This is a genomic window from Martelella sp. FOR1707 (assembly GCF_053484265.1).
This window is the reverse complement of the sequence record NZ_JBAKFP010000004.1, coordinates 86,080-97,248: the sequence shown is the minus strand read 5'-3', so window position 1 is coordinate 97,248 and position 11,169 is coordinate 86,080. Positions and strand designations below refer to the sequence as shown.

14 protein-coding genes and 1 tRNA gene are annotated in these 11,169 nt (G+C 58.8%); 9 read left to right on the top strand and 6 right to left on the bottom strand.

Annotation, left to right across the window (positions count from 1 at the left end; translation table 11 throughout):
- Positions 1 to 547: 547 nt before the first annotated feature.
- Entirely contained in the window at positions 548 to 2,584 is a 2,037-nt protein-coding gene (locus tag V6765_RS11845) for a hydantoinase/oxoprolinase family protein (protein ID WP_448428986.1), read from the top strand.
- A gap of 3 nt (positions 2,585 to 2,587) precedes the next feature.
- On the top strand, positions 2,588 to 4,255 hold the full coding sequence (locus V6765_RS11840; RefSeq protein ID WP_448428984.1) for a hydantoinase B/oxoprolinase family protein: 1,668 nt from the start codon (positions 2,588 to 2,590) through the stop codon (positions 4,253 to 4,255).
- A gap of 676 nt (positions 4,256 to 4,931) precedes the next feature.
- Here V6765_RS11840 and V6765_RS11835 read toward each other — a convergent pair.
- From V6765_RS11835 to V6765_RS11825, 3 genes are all read right to left on the bottom strand, one after another.
- Positions 4,932 to 5,021: transfer RNA gene (locus V6765_RS11835), tRNA-Ser, on the bottom strand.
- Between the two features lie 77 nt (positions 5,022 to 5,098).
- Positions 5,099 to 6,256, bottom strand: a complete 1,158-nt coding sequence (locus V6765_RS11830; protein WP_448428982.1) for a tyrosine-type recombinase/integrase — start codon at positions 6,254 to 6,256, stop codon at positions 5,099 to 5,101.
- A complete protein-coding gene (locus tag V6765_RS11825; protein WP_448428980.1) occupies positions 6,253 to 7,005 on the bottom strand; it encodes a hypothetical protein in 753 nt (250 codons plus the stop codon). Before V6765_RS11825 ends, V6765_RS11830 begins: the two co-directional genes overlap by 4 nt.
- A 113-nt stretch (positions 7,006 to 7,118) precedes the next feature.
- Between V6765_RS11825 and V6765_RS11820 the strand changes: the two genes are divergently transcribed.
- The 7 genes from V6765_RS11820 (at position 7,119) to V6765_RS11790 (ending at position 9,733) form a co-directional block, all read left to right on the top strand.
- A complete protein-coding gene (locus V6765_RS11820) occupies positions 7,119 to 7,331 on the top strand; it encodes a DNA-binding protein (protein WP_448428978.1) in 213 nt (70 codons plus the stop codon).
- Positions 7,328 to 7,864, top strand: a complete 537-nt coding sequence (locus V6765_RS11815) for a hypothetical protein (protein ID WP_448428976.1) — start codon at positions 7,328 to 7,330, stop codon at positions 7,862 to 7,864. The genes V6765_RS11820 and V6765_RS11815 overlap by 4 nt, the downstream gene beginning before the upstream one ends.
- A complete protein-coding gene (locus tag V6765_RS11810; RefSeq protein WP_448428974.1) occupies positions 7,861 to 8,085 on the top strand; it encodes a hypothetical protein in 225 nt (74 codons plus the stop codon). Before V6765_RS11815 ends, V6765_RS11810 begins: the two co-directional genes overlap by 4 nt.
- A gap of 181 nt (positions 8,086 to 8,266) precedes the next feature.
- Complete coding sequence (locus V6765_RS11805) at positions 8,267 to 8,557, top strand: hypothetical protein (protein WP_448428972.1); 291 nt, start codon at positions 8,267 to 8,269, stop codon at positions 8,555 to 8,557.
- Entirely contained in the window at positions 8,554 to 9,012 is a 459-nt protein-coding gene (locus V6765_RS11800; protein ID WP_448428970.1) for a hypothetical protein, read from the top strand. Before V6765_RS11805 ends, V6765_RS11800 begins: the two co-directional genes overlap by 4 nt.
- Positions 9,013 to 9,143: 131 nt before the next feature.
- Positions 9,144 to 9,455: a DUF6074 family protein gene (locus V6765_RS11795; RefSeq protein ID WP_448428968.1), complete on the top strand. Its 312-nt coding sequence runs from the start codon at positions 9,144 to 9,146 to the stop codon at positions 9,453 to 9,455.
- Positions 9,452 to 9,733 (top strand): hypothetical protein, encoded by a 282-nt coding sequence (locus tag V6765_RS11790; RefSeq protein ID WP_448428966.1) that lies wholly within the window; start codon positions 9,452 to 9,454, stop codon positions 9,731 to 9,733. The genes V6765_RS11795 and V6765_RS11790 overlap by 4 nt, the downstream gene beginning before the upstream one ends.
- Positions 9,734 to 9,970: 237 nt before the next feature.
- Here the strand turns inward: V6765_RS11790 and V6765_RS11785 are convergent, their stop codons facing one another.
- The 3 genes from V6765_RS11785 to V6765_RS11775 are packed head-to-tail and all read right to left on the bottom strand — an operon-like array spanning position 9,971 to position 11,100.
- Positions 9,971 to 10,288 carry a hypothetical protein gene (locus V6765_RS11785; protein WP_448428964.1) on the bottom strand — a complete coding sequence of 106 codons (318 nt, stop codon included), beginning with the start codon at positions 10,286 to 10,288 and terminating at the stop codon, positions 9,971 to 9,973.
- Complete coding sequence (locus V6765_RS11780) at positions 10,281 to 10,595, bottom strand: hypothetical protein (protein WP_448428962.1); 315 nt, start codon at positions 10,593 to 10,595, stop codon at positions 10,281 to 10,283. Before V6765_RS11780 ends, V6765_RS11785 begins: the two co-directional genes overlap by 8 nt.
- The gene (locus tag V6765_RS11775) at positions 10,588 to 11,100 is read right to left on the bottom strand and encodes a hypothetical protein (RefSeq protein ID WP_448428960.1); all 513 of its coding nucleotides are present in this window, start codon (positions 11,098 to 11,100) and stop codon (positions 10,588 to 10,590) included. Before V6765_RS11775 ends, V6765_RS11780 begins: the two co-directional genes overlap by 8 nt.
- Positions 11,101 to 11,169: the final 69 nt, after the last annotated feature.

The window sequence follows — 11,169 nt, the reverse complement described above, 5'->3', positions numbered from 1 at the left end:
ACTGCCCGGCCTCTGCTCAATACCCGTCACGAGGGTACAGCCAGGAATTCAACTGACGCAAATCAATAAACTTGCCGATCAACGTTAAAGGATTTGACGCAACCTTGGGAGCTTCACCGCCATTCCCGACTTGGTCCGCCGCTTTCGTGAGGATTGACGGATATTGCAAGGCATCCGCTTCCCGAACATCGCTCCCCATCATCTCCGGTCCGGCCGCGACCGCGCGGTTGCGCGGCCCGCACCTGAAACCGCTTTCATCTCAGAGAAGGCGTCCTCGTCCTTTTATGTTAATTTTTCTAACGTTATTGGGAAATAATATTCGCTTGCGTCAAATGTTTTCACGAATAATCTTTTCACAGGCGGACATGAGGGAAGCCGGGTTTCCGGTCCGCAGGAGGGGCCTTCATCCCAACGCGTGGGTGACCGACGGCGAGCGCAGGCGCTCGACCAAGGCATCTCGGGCGGCATTCGCGTTCGGCGGACAGAGCTGCCGATCAGACAATATATTGAAAAACGTATCGCCCTTGAGGCGCACAGGACGGATACTATGGTGAAAATGGCAATCGAGGTCGGTGGCACCTTCACGGATCTCATCTGGATCGAAGACAGCGTGGTGCACAGCCATAAGGTTCCTTCCACGCCGCACGATGCATCGATTGGCGTTCTGGATGGCCTCAACTCCGCGCTCGAAGGCGACCTGTCGGGGCTAGAGCAGTTGTTCCACGGATCAACCGTGGCGACCAACGCCGTCATCGAGCGGAAGGGGTGCCGAACCGCATTGCTGACCACGGCCGGCTTTAAGGACCTGCTGCGTCTGCAGAGACAGTTGCGGCCCAACGTCTACGCCATTGCCTGCCGCAAGCCCGAGCCCCTCGTTCCGCTCAATCTGACCATCGAAGCTGAGGAGCGCGTCGACGCCGACGGTCAGGTTGTCACGCCGCTTGATGAAGAGGCGCTTGTCGCTACGGTTGAGGGCCTGCTTGACACGGAAAAGCCGGAAGCGCTTGCCGTCTGCCTGATGCATGCCTATCGCAATCCCGAGAACGAGCAGCGTATCCGTGAAATCATCGGCAGGCTGAAGCCGGATCTGCCCGTTGTGCTGTCCTCGGACGTCCTGCCGACGTTCCGCGAATATGAACGGGCCTCGACGACGGCGATGGCCGCCTATCTCGTCCCGCTGGTCGGTCGCTATCTCGAAAGGCTCGAGCAGCATCTTCATGCCGGATCGCCCGGAAGCAATCTCTTTGTCATGCAGTCTTCCGGCGGCGTCCTCCCAAGCACCGGCTCGCATGCGCGCGGCGTGGAAATGCTCAATTCCGGCCCCGCGGCCGGCGTCATCGGCGCGGTCAGCATGGCCGGCGCGATCGGCGACAAGGATGTCATCACGCTCGATGTCGGCGGGACCAGCGCCGACATCTGCCTGATCGCGGGCGGTGCGCCGGGCATCACTTCCGAGACGGAAGTGGATGGCCTGCCCGTCGGCCTTCCCAGCATCGATATCGCCAATATCGGGGCGGGCGGCGGCAGTCTTGGCCATATCGATGCCGGCGGCATGCTGCAGGTCGGCCCGCGTTCGGCGGGCGCTCGCCCGGGGCCGGCATGCTATGGCCACGGCGGCGAGGTGCCGGCGCTGACCGACGCCCTGGTGGAACTGGGCTGGATCCGTCCGGAACGGTTTCTCGGCGGGCGCATGCCGCTCTATCCGGAGCGCGCCACCGCAGCATTGCAGACGCTTGCGGTGGGCGAGGGCGAAACGGCCGCTTCGATGGCGCAGGCGATGGTCGATATTGGCGTCGCCCATGTCAGCCAGGGCATCCGGCTCGTCTCGGTGCAGCGCGGTCACGATCCGAAAGGCTATGCGATCTACGCCTATGGCGGCATGGGGCCGATGATCGGGGCGCTTGCCGCCACCGAACTCAAGGTGAACCGCGTGGTGGTGCCGCCCTATCCCGGCCTGTTCTCCGCGCTCGGCCTTCTGGTTGCCGACCTCAAGCGCATTTATCGCGAAACCAATCTGATAAGGGTGACCGACGATGTCGCCGGTGATGTGCGCGCCACGTTCGAACGCATCCGGAAGCAGGCGGAGGAGGAGTTTGCGGCCTTCGGCTGCAAGCCCGAGGAGATTGCTTTCGAATACGAGCTGGAAATGCGCTTCGTCGGCCAGGGCTATGAATTGCTCTCGGATGTCGATCTCGACCGGGTCGAGCGCGAGGGCAAGGCCTATATTCTCGAACTCTTCAAATCCACGCATGAAAAGCGATATGGCGCCGTGGCATCCATGGGGGACGTGGAAATCGTGACCTTCAGGCTGACGGCGGCGGTTGCAGCGGCCACAGAAGTCATGTCGTCGCTCACCCGTCCGGTCGTCTCGACCGAGGCGCCTCAGCCGACCACCACAGGCGAAATCACATTCGGCGGTTCGCCGGTTGCCTGCCAGTATTTCTGGCGCGGCGATCTCCTCCCCGGAACGGTGATCAAAGGCGCGGCGGTGATCGAGGAGCCGACCGCCACGACCCTGGTTCCACCGGACTGGACCGCGACGGTCGATCCTACCGGCGCCCTTATCCTGACAAGCGAGGCCTAAACAATGTCCGACAAACTCACGCCAGCGACATTCAACATCATCAGCAACGGCCTTCACGGTATCGCGCAGGAAATGGGCGAAAAACTCGTTCGCTCCGCCTATTCCACGATCATCCGCGAGGCCCGTGACTGCTCGACGTCATTTCTCGACCGGAATGGCAGGATCATCGCCCAGGCGCAGTTCTGCCCGATCCACATGAATTCCTTCGGCAAGGTCTTCGAGGCGTTTGCAAACAAGTTCGATCTGTCGACCATCCAGCCGGATGAGGGGCTGATCACCAACGACCCTTATAGCGGCGCGCAGCATCTCAACGACATCATCCTGTTCACGCCGGTGTTCTATCGCGAAAAGCTGGTGGCGTTCAGCGCCTCGCTCGGCCACCATATCGACACCGGAGGCGGGGCGGCCGGCCCGAATGCAGGGGCGAACGACGTCTATTCCGAAGGGCTTCGGATTCCGCTCTCCCGCTTCAACGTCCACCGGGACCTCGGCGACGGCCTGCTTGAGCAGTTTATCCGCATCAATGTTCGCCCGCCGAATGAGGTCATGGGCGATATCTACGCCCAGTTTGCCGCAAACCGCACCGGCGAGGCGCGTTTCATCGAAATGCTCGAGCGGTTCGGCGAAGACACGGTGCTGGCCGGCGCGGCCGAATTGCAGGATTACTCGGAACGCCTGGCCCGTGAAGCGATCCGGGCGATACCCGACGGCGTCTACCAGGCCGAGGATTTCGTCGATGACAACGGGTTCACGCCCGACCCCCTGCGCGTGGCGGTCAAGATCAAGGTGGATGGCGATTCCCTCGAACTGGATTTCTCCGGAAGCGCTGCCCAGACCAAGGGCATCATCAACTCGCCGCTGGCCGCGACAATCTCCGCGGCCTATGGCGCCATCGGCATTCTTCTGGGCGGCGGCCGCATCCCCGTCAATGACGGCCTATACCGGCCGATCCGCGCCGTCCATGTGCCCTATGGCAGCTTCCTCAATCCGAGCGAGCCGCGGGCCGTGCGGGCGCGCAACAATGCCTGCCACCGCGTCTACAACGTCATCATGCTGGCGATGTCCGAAGTGGTTCCGAACCAGGTGCTGGCCTCCGGCCACGATACCACCAACGCGATCGGCATGGGCCACATCGCGCCGGACCGCTATCGGGTCTATATGGAGGTCGTCGGCGGCGGATGGGGCGCCTCGGCAGGGGCCGACGGGGCCGATGTCGTCGACGGCTATGTCGGCAATTGCTCGAATGTCCCGGTGGAATCGCTGGAAACCGACTATCCGTTCATGCGGGTCGAGGAATATTCGCTGCGGCGCGGTTCTGCCGGCGCGGGCGAGCGGCGCGGCGGACTGGGCGCCCGCCGGGTCTATCGAATTCTCGCCGACGGCGTCACCTTCAATTCCTACTCCGACCGTTTCAAGGTCGCGCCCTGGGGGCTGTTCGGCGGCAAGGAGGGCCAGCACTCACGCTTCGCGGTCGAGCGCAACGGCGAACGCATCGAGCTCCCCTCCAAGGGCAACACCGAACTCCTCAAGGGCGACCGCCTGATCATCGAAACAGCCGGCGGCGGCGGCTATGGGGATCCAAAGAAGCGCGACCGCGCGGCGATAGAGCGCGAGATCGCCGAAGGTCTGCTGACCGCAAGCGAGGGCGCGGAGATTTACGGCTACAGGTAACGGCTCGGGGTAAAGAACGCCCGCGCCAAACCCGAAGGCGTCAGACTCGTCAACGCCTGCTGTGGTGCGGTGCGGGCGGGTGCCATACGAGTGGGTGTTGCACCAACGTGCAGCCCTGCCGCGATCTTCTGACTAATGGGCAGAATGGTCGCGGATGTAGCGATCTGTTTTGGCTTCTCATCGTAGAGGCACCGCATGCTTGATTGGCCGGTTATTGCTCGGTCCAGGAAAACACGCCGGCAGTGCCGGCGTCGAAGCGCGTGCCATAGGTCATCAGAATATAGCCGAGCACGGCATAAAAGCCGACGGTGGCGAAGAGGACGAAGACTGCGGGCCGTCGGCACGGTCAAGCGTGAGATCGAAGAGCATGTCGCAAACATCTGCCGGGCACTCCCTGCCTGCATCGACAGCCCGTTTGTCCAAATCTTTCAGGAGGCCACGGAAGCCTCAAACCTGTCGCCGGCGCTTTCCGGCTTCGGTGCGCACAGCGACATCGGCCTGCCAGCCTCGCTCGGCAAATCGCCGACGGTGAATTTCGGCCCCGGCGATCCAGCCCATCAGCCCAACGAACAGGTTTCCCCTCGCGACCCTATCGATTGCACCAACGCCATCGCCAAGTGGTAGGCGCGATATCGGAAATATTCCCGATATTTCAGTGGCTTGACACGCAAGGGCATGGCGGAGGAGGTGGGATTCGAACCCACGGTACGCTTTCACGCACGCCGGTTTTCAAGACCGGTGCCTTAAACCGCTCGGCCACTCCTCCAAGTGATTGATAAGTTTATGTTTTAGGGCTTCCCCTGAAAACTGGAAAGTGGCTTTTGCTACCGCTTTGCTACCCAATCATTCACCGGAGCGCTTTGTAGCAGCTTTGATTGCCGCGTCAACTTGTTCTGCCGCGTTCGCTTGCATGCCGGGCATCACGTGCGAATACAGGTCGAGCGTAATTCCGATTGTAGAGTGTCCGAGACGTTCGCTCGCGATCTTCGGATGAACGCCGGCGGCCAGAAGCTGGGTAGCATGGCTGTGGCGCAGATCATGGAAACGGATACGGGGCAGGGTGGTTTTCTTTGCCGAGAGCCGCACCCATTCATGTGTCAGCGACGTGGGCTTGAGCGGGCTCCCGTCGATCTGAGCAACCACGAAAGAACTGTTCTCCGGGCGAAGGCCAAGCTTCAGTTGCTCTTCAGCCTGGGCGGCTCGATGGCGCTTCAGTTCGGCCAGCACCGTCGATGACACAGCAACGGTTCTCGCCCTGCCTGATTTCGGTTCTTTGTACCGGACTACCTGACCGACCTGTTCAGCGCTTTCCACAATCGCGATGACGCCGGTTTCCAGATCGACATTGCGCCAGCGCAACGCAAGCACTTCGCCGCGCCTGAGGCCACAGAGCGCCGCGAGCAGGGCAGGGATGAACATTCTGGTATCTTTGAGCGCTTCAAGTAGCTCGGCCGTCTGAGAGGCGCTGTATGCCTCCACAGTCGGCCGTTCGATTTTCGGCGGTCGAGTGAGGGCTACGGGGTTGCGTCTCAACAAATCCCACTTCACCGCCTGCTCCATCGCTGTGAGCATTACGCGACGGCAATGATGAACCGTGCGCGGTGCCAGACCGCCTTTCCCGTCCCTTCGTCCGCTCTCAAGTAGATGGCTCCAAGTCGCATCGATGCGGGCCGGTGTCAGCTTGTTCAGTGTGATCGATCCCAGCGACGGCGCGATATTCTTCAGCAGCAGGTCTTCATAGCGCTGGTGTGTCTTCGGCGAGACGTTGGCCTTTTCATGCTGAAGCCAGCGGATGAAATATTCCCTGACCGTCGTCTTAGCGGGCTCGATGTAGCTGCCGCCGTTCAGTTCCGCGACGAGCCGGGCGCACTCCGTCTCTGCCTGCCTTTTTGTACCGTGGAAGGTGTGCCATTTCCGACGCCGCTTTCCGGTTTCCGGATCCGGAACGTCGAGGACGATTGCCCATTTTCCGGGTGAGCGTTCGCGGATATGGCCCTTCATTTGTCATCCTCGTAGTCGTCTTGCATGTGTTCTCCGAAGTGTTTCTGTCGTATTTTTTGATCTTCTGCCCGGATTTTCTTGCGCAAACGATTATGGTGCCGGCGCTGTTTTTCCCGGTATTTTGCAACTTGCTGGTCCAGAAATTGGATTCGTTCATCCCGGTCTTCCGTCGCATCCAACTCCGCTCGCTCAGCTTCTGTCATCATTCTGAGGACAGCGGTTCGGGCATGATGCGCCGCCATTACATCCCATTCACGATGCTGGTGATCTATGAAGGCGTCGAGTTCCTTTAGCCGTTCACTTGCTTGCCGCTCCGCAACTGAAAACGCTTGCGGATCAGCATACATTTTTACGGCGTCGTTGAGGCCACTGATAATTCGGTTGATGTATCTGGAGTTTTGTTCCTGCCAGTAAGCGCGGTCGGAAAGATCGTGAAGAAGGTCCTTTGCTTCCTGGTGACTTAGGCCCCGCTTCTGCCCCTCAACCGCGTCTTGCAGAAGGCCGCGGAAAATCCCGCCTATATGCTCGTGGTCATCGAGCGCACTCACGCTGGCATCCTCGGCCATCTGGTTCAAGCTGTCGAGCCCGTTAAGCGCGACGATAGCCGTAGCACACAGACGCCTCACAGCCTCTGATCGGGACGGCACGCGGTTTGCAAAACGCCAGTCGTCGATAGCCTCTATCTCTGCGGACGTGATCTTCAGCTGCATGCGCTCAGTATCGGTATCACCAAGTTTCGGGCGGGCCATAAGCTGCTTCCTTCTCTTTTAGTGTGTACATAACTCACAAAAAGGTTGCAAGAAGGTTAAATGCTGATATCGTGCCAATCGTACACACGAAACAGGCTAGATAGGAACCCGTTATGACGATCGAAGAAGCACTATCCAAACCCACCATCTCCGTGCCTGACGCTGGGGCCTTGTTTTTCGGTTTGGCGCGCAATGCCGCCTACGAGGCAGCCAAGCGCGGCGACATTGAAACGATCAGGGTAGGGGGGCGCATTGTGGTGCCGGTGGCACCGCTGGCGGCACGGCTCGGCCTGACAACCAAGTTCGGAACGGGAGCTGCGGCATGAGTCCCCTGAACTCAAAAGGCCCGATCAGTGCGGTAACACTGCCGGGCCAAAGCTCATCAAACCAGTTTGAGGACGGCATGAAGAACCACCGTTCAAATAGCACCGAACAAAAGAAAATTCCAGTATCCGTCCTGCCTGAAGGGACAGATTCAGAGCCGTTGTTTCCTCGCGGCGACCTTGGGGAGCTCAGCATGGCCGACTTGGACAGCTTGCAAAGAGCTCTCCACACTGTCGGCGATGTAGTGGCCGCCATTTCCTGCCAGCCGAGGTTCTTCAACTCAGAGGAACGAGAATACACGCCCGCTGGCGTCCAGGTGGTCCGTCTCCTTGAAGCACTTGGGGTCTGGGAGACCCGCATTTTCAATACAGCCGCAACAGCTTCCCCTAACACGTGCAGCGAAGTGGAAGCGAAAGCATGGTGCATGATCAGCTACAATGCTGGCTATCCGGATGACCTGACCGATTTTTCGATGATGACGCGGCAAGCTGAACTTGATCACCTTTCAGCCAAACGCCGGGAGGCTTCGCGATGAGCAAGGTCACACTCGACACCATTCAATGCGAGATCTCGCAGGTGGAGGCTCTTCTGGAGGTCATTTGCGACACGGTAAGCGGCATGGATTTCGGGCATGGCGAAACCCGTAACCATGAGCTTGATCGCGTCAATGCCCTTGCCGAAATCGCCTTCCGTCTCACCAGAATGACGAACGAGAAGATCGACAAGAGCTTCAGCCAAGTCGGGAGGCTGTCATGAGCAACGCTCCGATCATCAGATGCAACCTCGTCGAAGAGGCGGCCATGTGGTTCGCTGAGCAGGAGCCGCCCCCAGCGCGGGCGGTTCCCGTACTCCGTGATCGCTTTTCAATGACCGCGCGTGAAGCCTGCGAGGCTCTCGCCCTGTCTCGACAATATCGGACCAACAGAAAGGCCTGTGGATGACCGACCTGCATAACCTGACACGCCAAGGCCTGGAAGACGAAGCATTGGGGCTGCGCGACGAAAACGCCGAACTCCGCGTCGAGATCGCGGAGAGGCGCGGTGAAATCGAACGTCTCGAGAATATGAGGAAAGAGTTGTCATCGACTCCGCAGGGCGCGGTGATCGCCAAGTTGCAAAGAAGGGTGGATGCGGCGAGATCGTCGCGCAATGAGGCGATGAGGGAGGTCAAGCTCGTGGAAGCTCTGCTGAACACGGTTCTGAAAGAGCAGAAGAGCCGATCAGCATGAGCAATATCCGCAAGCGTAAGGGCAAGTCGAAATTCATGGTGATCGAGCGCTATTTTTGGCGCTCGGTTGCTTGGGACAGTCTCACGCCCATTGAGCAGATGGGATATCTCCGGATCAAGTGGCGCTATGATGGGCTGAACAATGGACGAATCGGTTGCTCATGCCGCGAACTGGCCGAAGAATTGAAGTGCAGCAAAGACACAGCCAACCGCGTCTTCAAAATGCTGGAGGAGAGGGGGTTCATCGAAGTTGCCAAGCCAAGTGGGTTCAGCAGGAAAAATCGCGTTTCGACGGAGTGGCGTCTGGCCGAATACCCGTGTGACGTGACGGGCGAACTGGCTACCAAAAAATTCGCCAGATGGACCCCTGAAGAAAAAACAACAGTCCGACCTCAGGGACGCACAGTCCGACCACAGGGACAGCCAATCGGTTTCAGGAGGGCAAATCATGGCTGACAGTCCGATGACAGGGACCGTGAGAGTGTTTCACGGTGTTTCACAGTCCGACCACAGGGACACATATAATATTACCAGGGGAGGGCGGTCGGGAGAATGTTTAAGCAACACCAGCCGAGGGGTGATGTTCCATGAAACAAAAGCGTGAAACCGAGCTGCCTTTGTTCGCGTGGCAGGCACCGAGGAAGTTTGTCGTTTTCCCGTTGGTCAACCGTGTCGGAAAGGTGAGGGATGTTGCGGCAAAGATGCTGGCTCGAACGACAGAGCGCAGTATTCGCCATTACCGGAAGCAGGTTGACGACGGTCTGACGGCCCAGCTTGAGCGGATCGGTCTTAACGAGGCTGAGATTGATCGCCAGTTGGACCTCTTTTGGCAGGCGGTCGATCAGGAAACGCATCGTCAGTCTTATGAATATTCGGATACCCCAGGAGGTTCAGCATGAACAACGTGATCACGTTCCCGGCGAAGGACCGGGTCGAAGTCCACTATGGCATCGTGACGGGAGAGACCGTCACGGATGCGCGCGGGACCCGCCCTGTCTTCGATCATGTCGGCGAGCCGCGCTTTTTCATTGATCTGGTCGACGCCGATGGCGGGCGGCTGGCCTTGTGGGACGGGGAAAGCTACGACGCAGCTATCATCGCGGCCGGCGATCTATCGCGAGAGTGGGGATGTGTCGTCGTTGACCTGGTCGTTCCAGATACGGACAAGCTTCTTTGATCCGGAAAAGGTGAGGGCAGGCGCAAGCCTGCCCCCGGCTGGGAGGCCTTCGGGGAAAGCCCGAAAAAAGCTGGTTCCGACGCCATTTCTGCTTTGCAAAGCGTTATAATAAGGGGCGAAGGGTGCTTTACCCTTGTTTTCGCGCTTTCCGGACAGGGAGCGTTTTTTGGGAAATAAACCGGAATGGCAAAAAGCCCGCACGGGGCGGGCCTGATCGATCGTATTTGACGATATTGGTTACAGCCAGCCAAAGCCTTTTGCCATGAGAGCGGCGAGGCCAAGTGCGACGGTAATGAGAGCGCCGAACGTGATGCGGAAATCTGTTCTCATATCGGCACGAAGGCCCGCTGTTTCGGACTTCAGGTCAGCGCGCATTTCGCGAATGTCCGCCTTCACGTCCGACAATGTGTCTTTGATGTTCGAAACGTCGGATTCCAGCTTTGCTACTCGTGCTTCCATTCCGTCACCTCCGGGCGGCTCACGTCCGCCTTTAAACGGTTCACCTGTCATTTCCACGACAGAGGTATTGGCATGAGAATAGGTGTTTTCACTCATGTTTTCCAGCCTTATCGCGGTGGGTCAAAAGCATGGGTATGTTGTGGTGCCGGGTGAAACCGCAATTATCGCAGATCACATTGATGACCGGGACCGATGGAGCCGGGCCGAAAAACGCGCGGTTGGTCATCATTGTATAGGCAACCCTGGGGAGCCAGCCGTCACCGATGCTCTCACTTTCGACGGTCCATCTCCCGTGATCACAAAACGGGCATCGCGCGTTGGCCGTTTTCTCGCCAATCTCGGCTATAACCCAAAGCAGCTGTTCAGTTGAATACGGGTGGTCCTTCTTCTCTTCTTCAGGCATCCTGCTTCCCCATATCAAACAGCGGCTTTCCGCTTCGTCCAACCTTGTCGATGCTTTCCCATACTTCCCAACTCCGGAAAGGTGCCGCGACTTGTGAAGGCTCGCTTCCGACGATGCTGTTTGTCAGGTCGAAGTAGAGTTCGTAATGCGGCTTGTTTGACGCGGTGCTGAAGCAAACCAACCACCGATCTCGGTCACAAATAAGAACGCCTGCCTCAGTCATCATAGGTCGGTTGCCCGCATAGCTGTCGCTGTCTGAAAGCGGCATTACGGCCCAGTCAGTGCCGAACGACAAACACGGAAATCTTTTCAGCCATGTGTCGTAAATGGGGCCGGGCGTCTCATCATCTCGAAAGGTCAGAAGCCCAACAAGTGTGTGACGAGCTTCGTCTTGCTCCAAGACGATGGCCCATGATTGACCGCGGTTGAACTGAAAAAAGATAAGTTCACCCGGTGTGCATTCCCCAAGAGTCTTTGCCGTTGCGGCCGAGTGAATTTGCACCACCTATGCCTCCCCTATGTTGGCTCAAGTGTCGTGTTACAATAGCGGATTGTCCAGCGTTTCTTGCCTTAA

Excerpts from the sequence above, each read along its gene's own strand:
- V6765_RS11800 (WP_448428970.1), top strand. The coding sequence starts at position 8,554 with ATGAGCAATATCCGCAAGCGTAAGGGCAAGTCGAAATTCATGGTGATC.
- V6765_RS11825 (WP_448428980.1), bottom strand. The coding sequence starts at position 7,005 with ATGGCCCGCCCGAAACTTGGTGATACCGATACTGAGCGCATGCAGCTG.
- V6765_RS11780 (WP_448428962.1), bottom strand. The coding sequence starts at position 10,595 with ATGCCTGAAGAAGAGAAGAAGGACCACCCGTATTCAACTGAACAGCTG.
- V6765_RS11845 (WP_448428986.1), top strand. The coding sequence starts at position 548 with ATGGTGAAAATGGCAATCGAGGTCGGTGGCACCTTCACGGATCTCATC.
- V6765_RS11810 (WP_448428974.1), top strand. The coding sequence starts at position 7,861 with ATGAGCAAGGTCACACTCGACACCATTCAATGCGAGATCTCGCAGGTG.
- V6765_RS11795 (WP_448428968.1), top strand. The coding sequence starts at position 9,144 with ATGAAACAAAAGCGTGAAACCGAGCTGCCTTTGTTCGCGTGGCAGGCA.
- V6765_RS11790 (WP_448428966.1), top strand. The coding sequence starts at position 9,452 with ATGAACAACGTGATCACGTTCCCGGCGAAGGACCGGGTCGAAGTCCAC.
- V6765_RS11805 (WP_448428972.1), top strand. The coding sequence starts at position 8,267 with ATGACCGACCTGCATAACCTGACACGCCAAGGCCTGGAAGACGAAGCA.
- V6765_RS11815 (WP_448428976.1), top strand. The coding sequence starts at position 7,328 with ATGAGTCCCCTGAACTCAAAAGGCCCGATCAGTGCGGTAACACTGCCG.
- V6765_RS11820 (WP_448428978.1), top strand. The coding sequence starts at position 7,119 with ATGACGATCGAAGAAGCACTATCCAAACCCACCATCTCCGTGCCTGAC.
- V6765_RS11830 (WP_448428982.1), bottom strand. The coding sequence starts at position 6,256 with ATGAAGGGCCATATCCGCGAACGCTCACCCGGAAAATGGGCAATCGTC.
- V6765_RS11785 (WP_448428964.1), bottom strand. The coding sequence starts at position 10,288 with ATGAGTGAAAACACCTATTCTCATGCCAATACCTCTGTCGTGGAAATG.
- V6765_RS11840 (WP_448428984.1), top strand. The coding sequence starts at position 2,588 with ATGTCCGACAAACTCACGCCAGCGACATTCAACATCATCAGCAACGGC.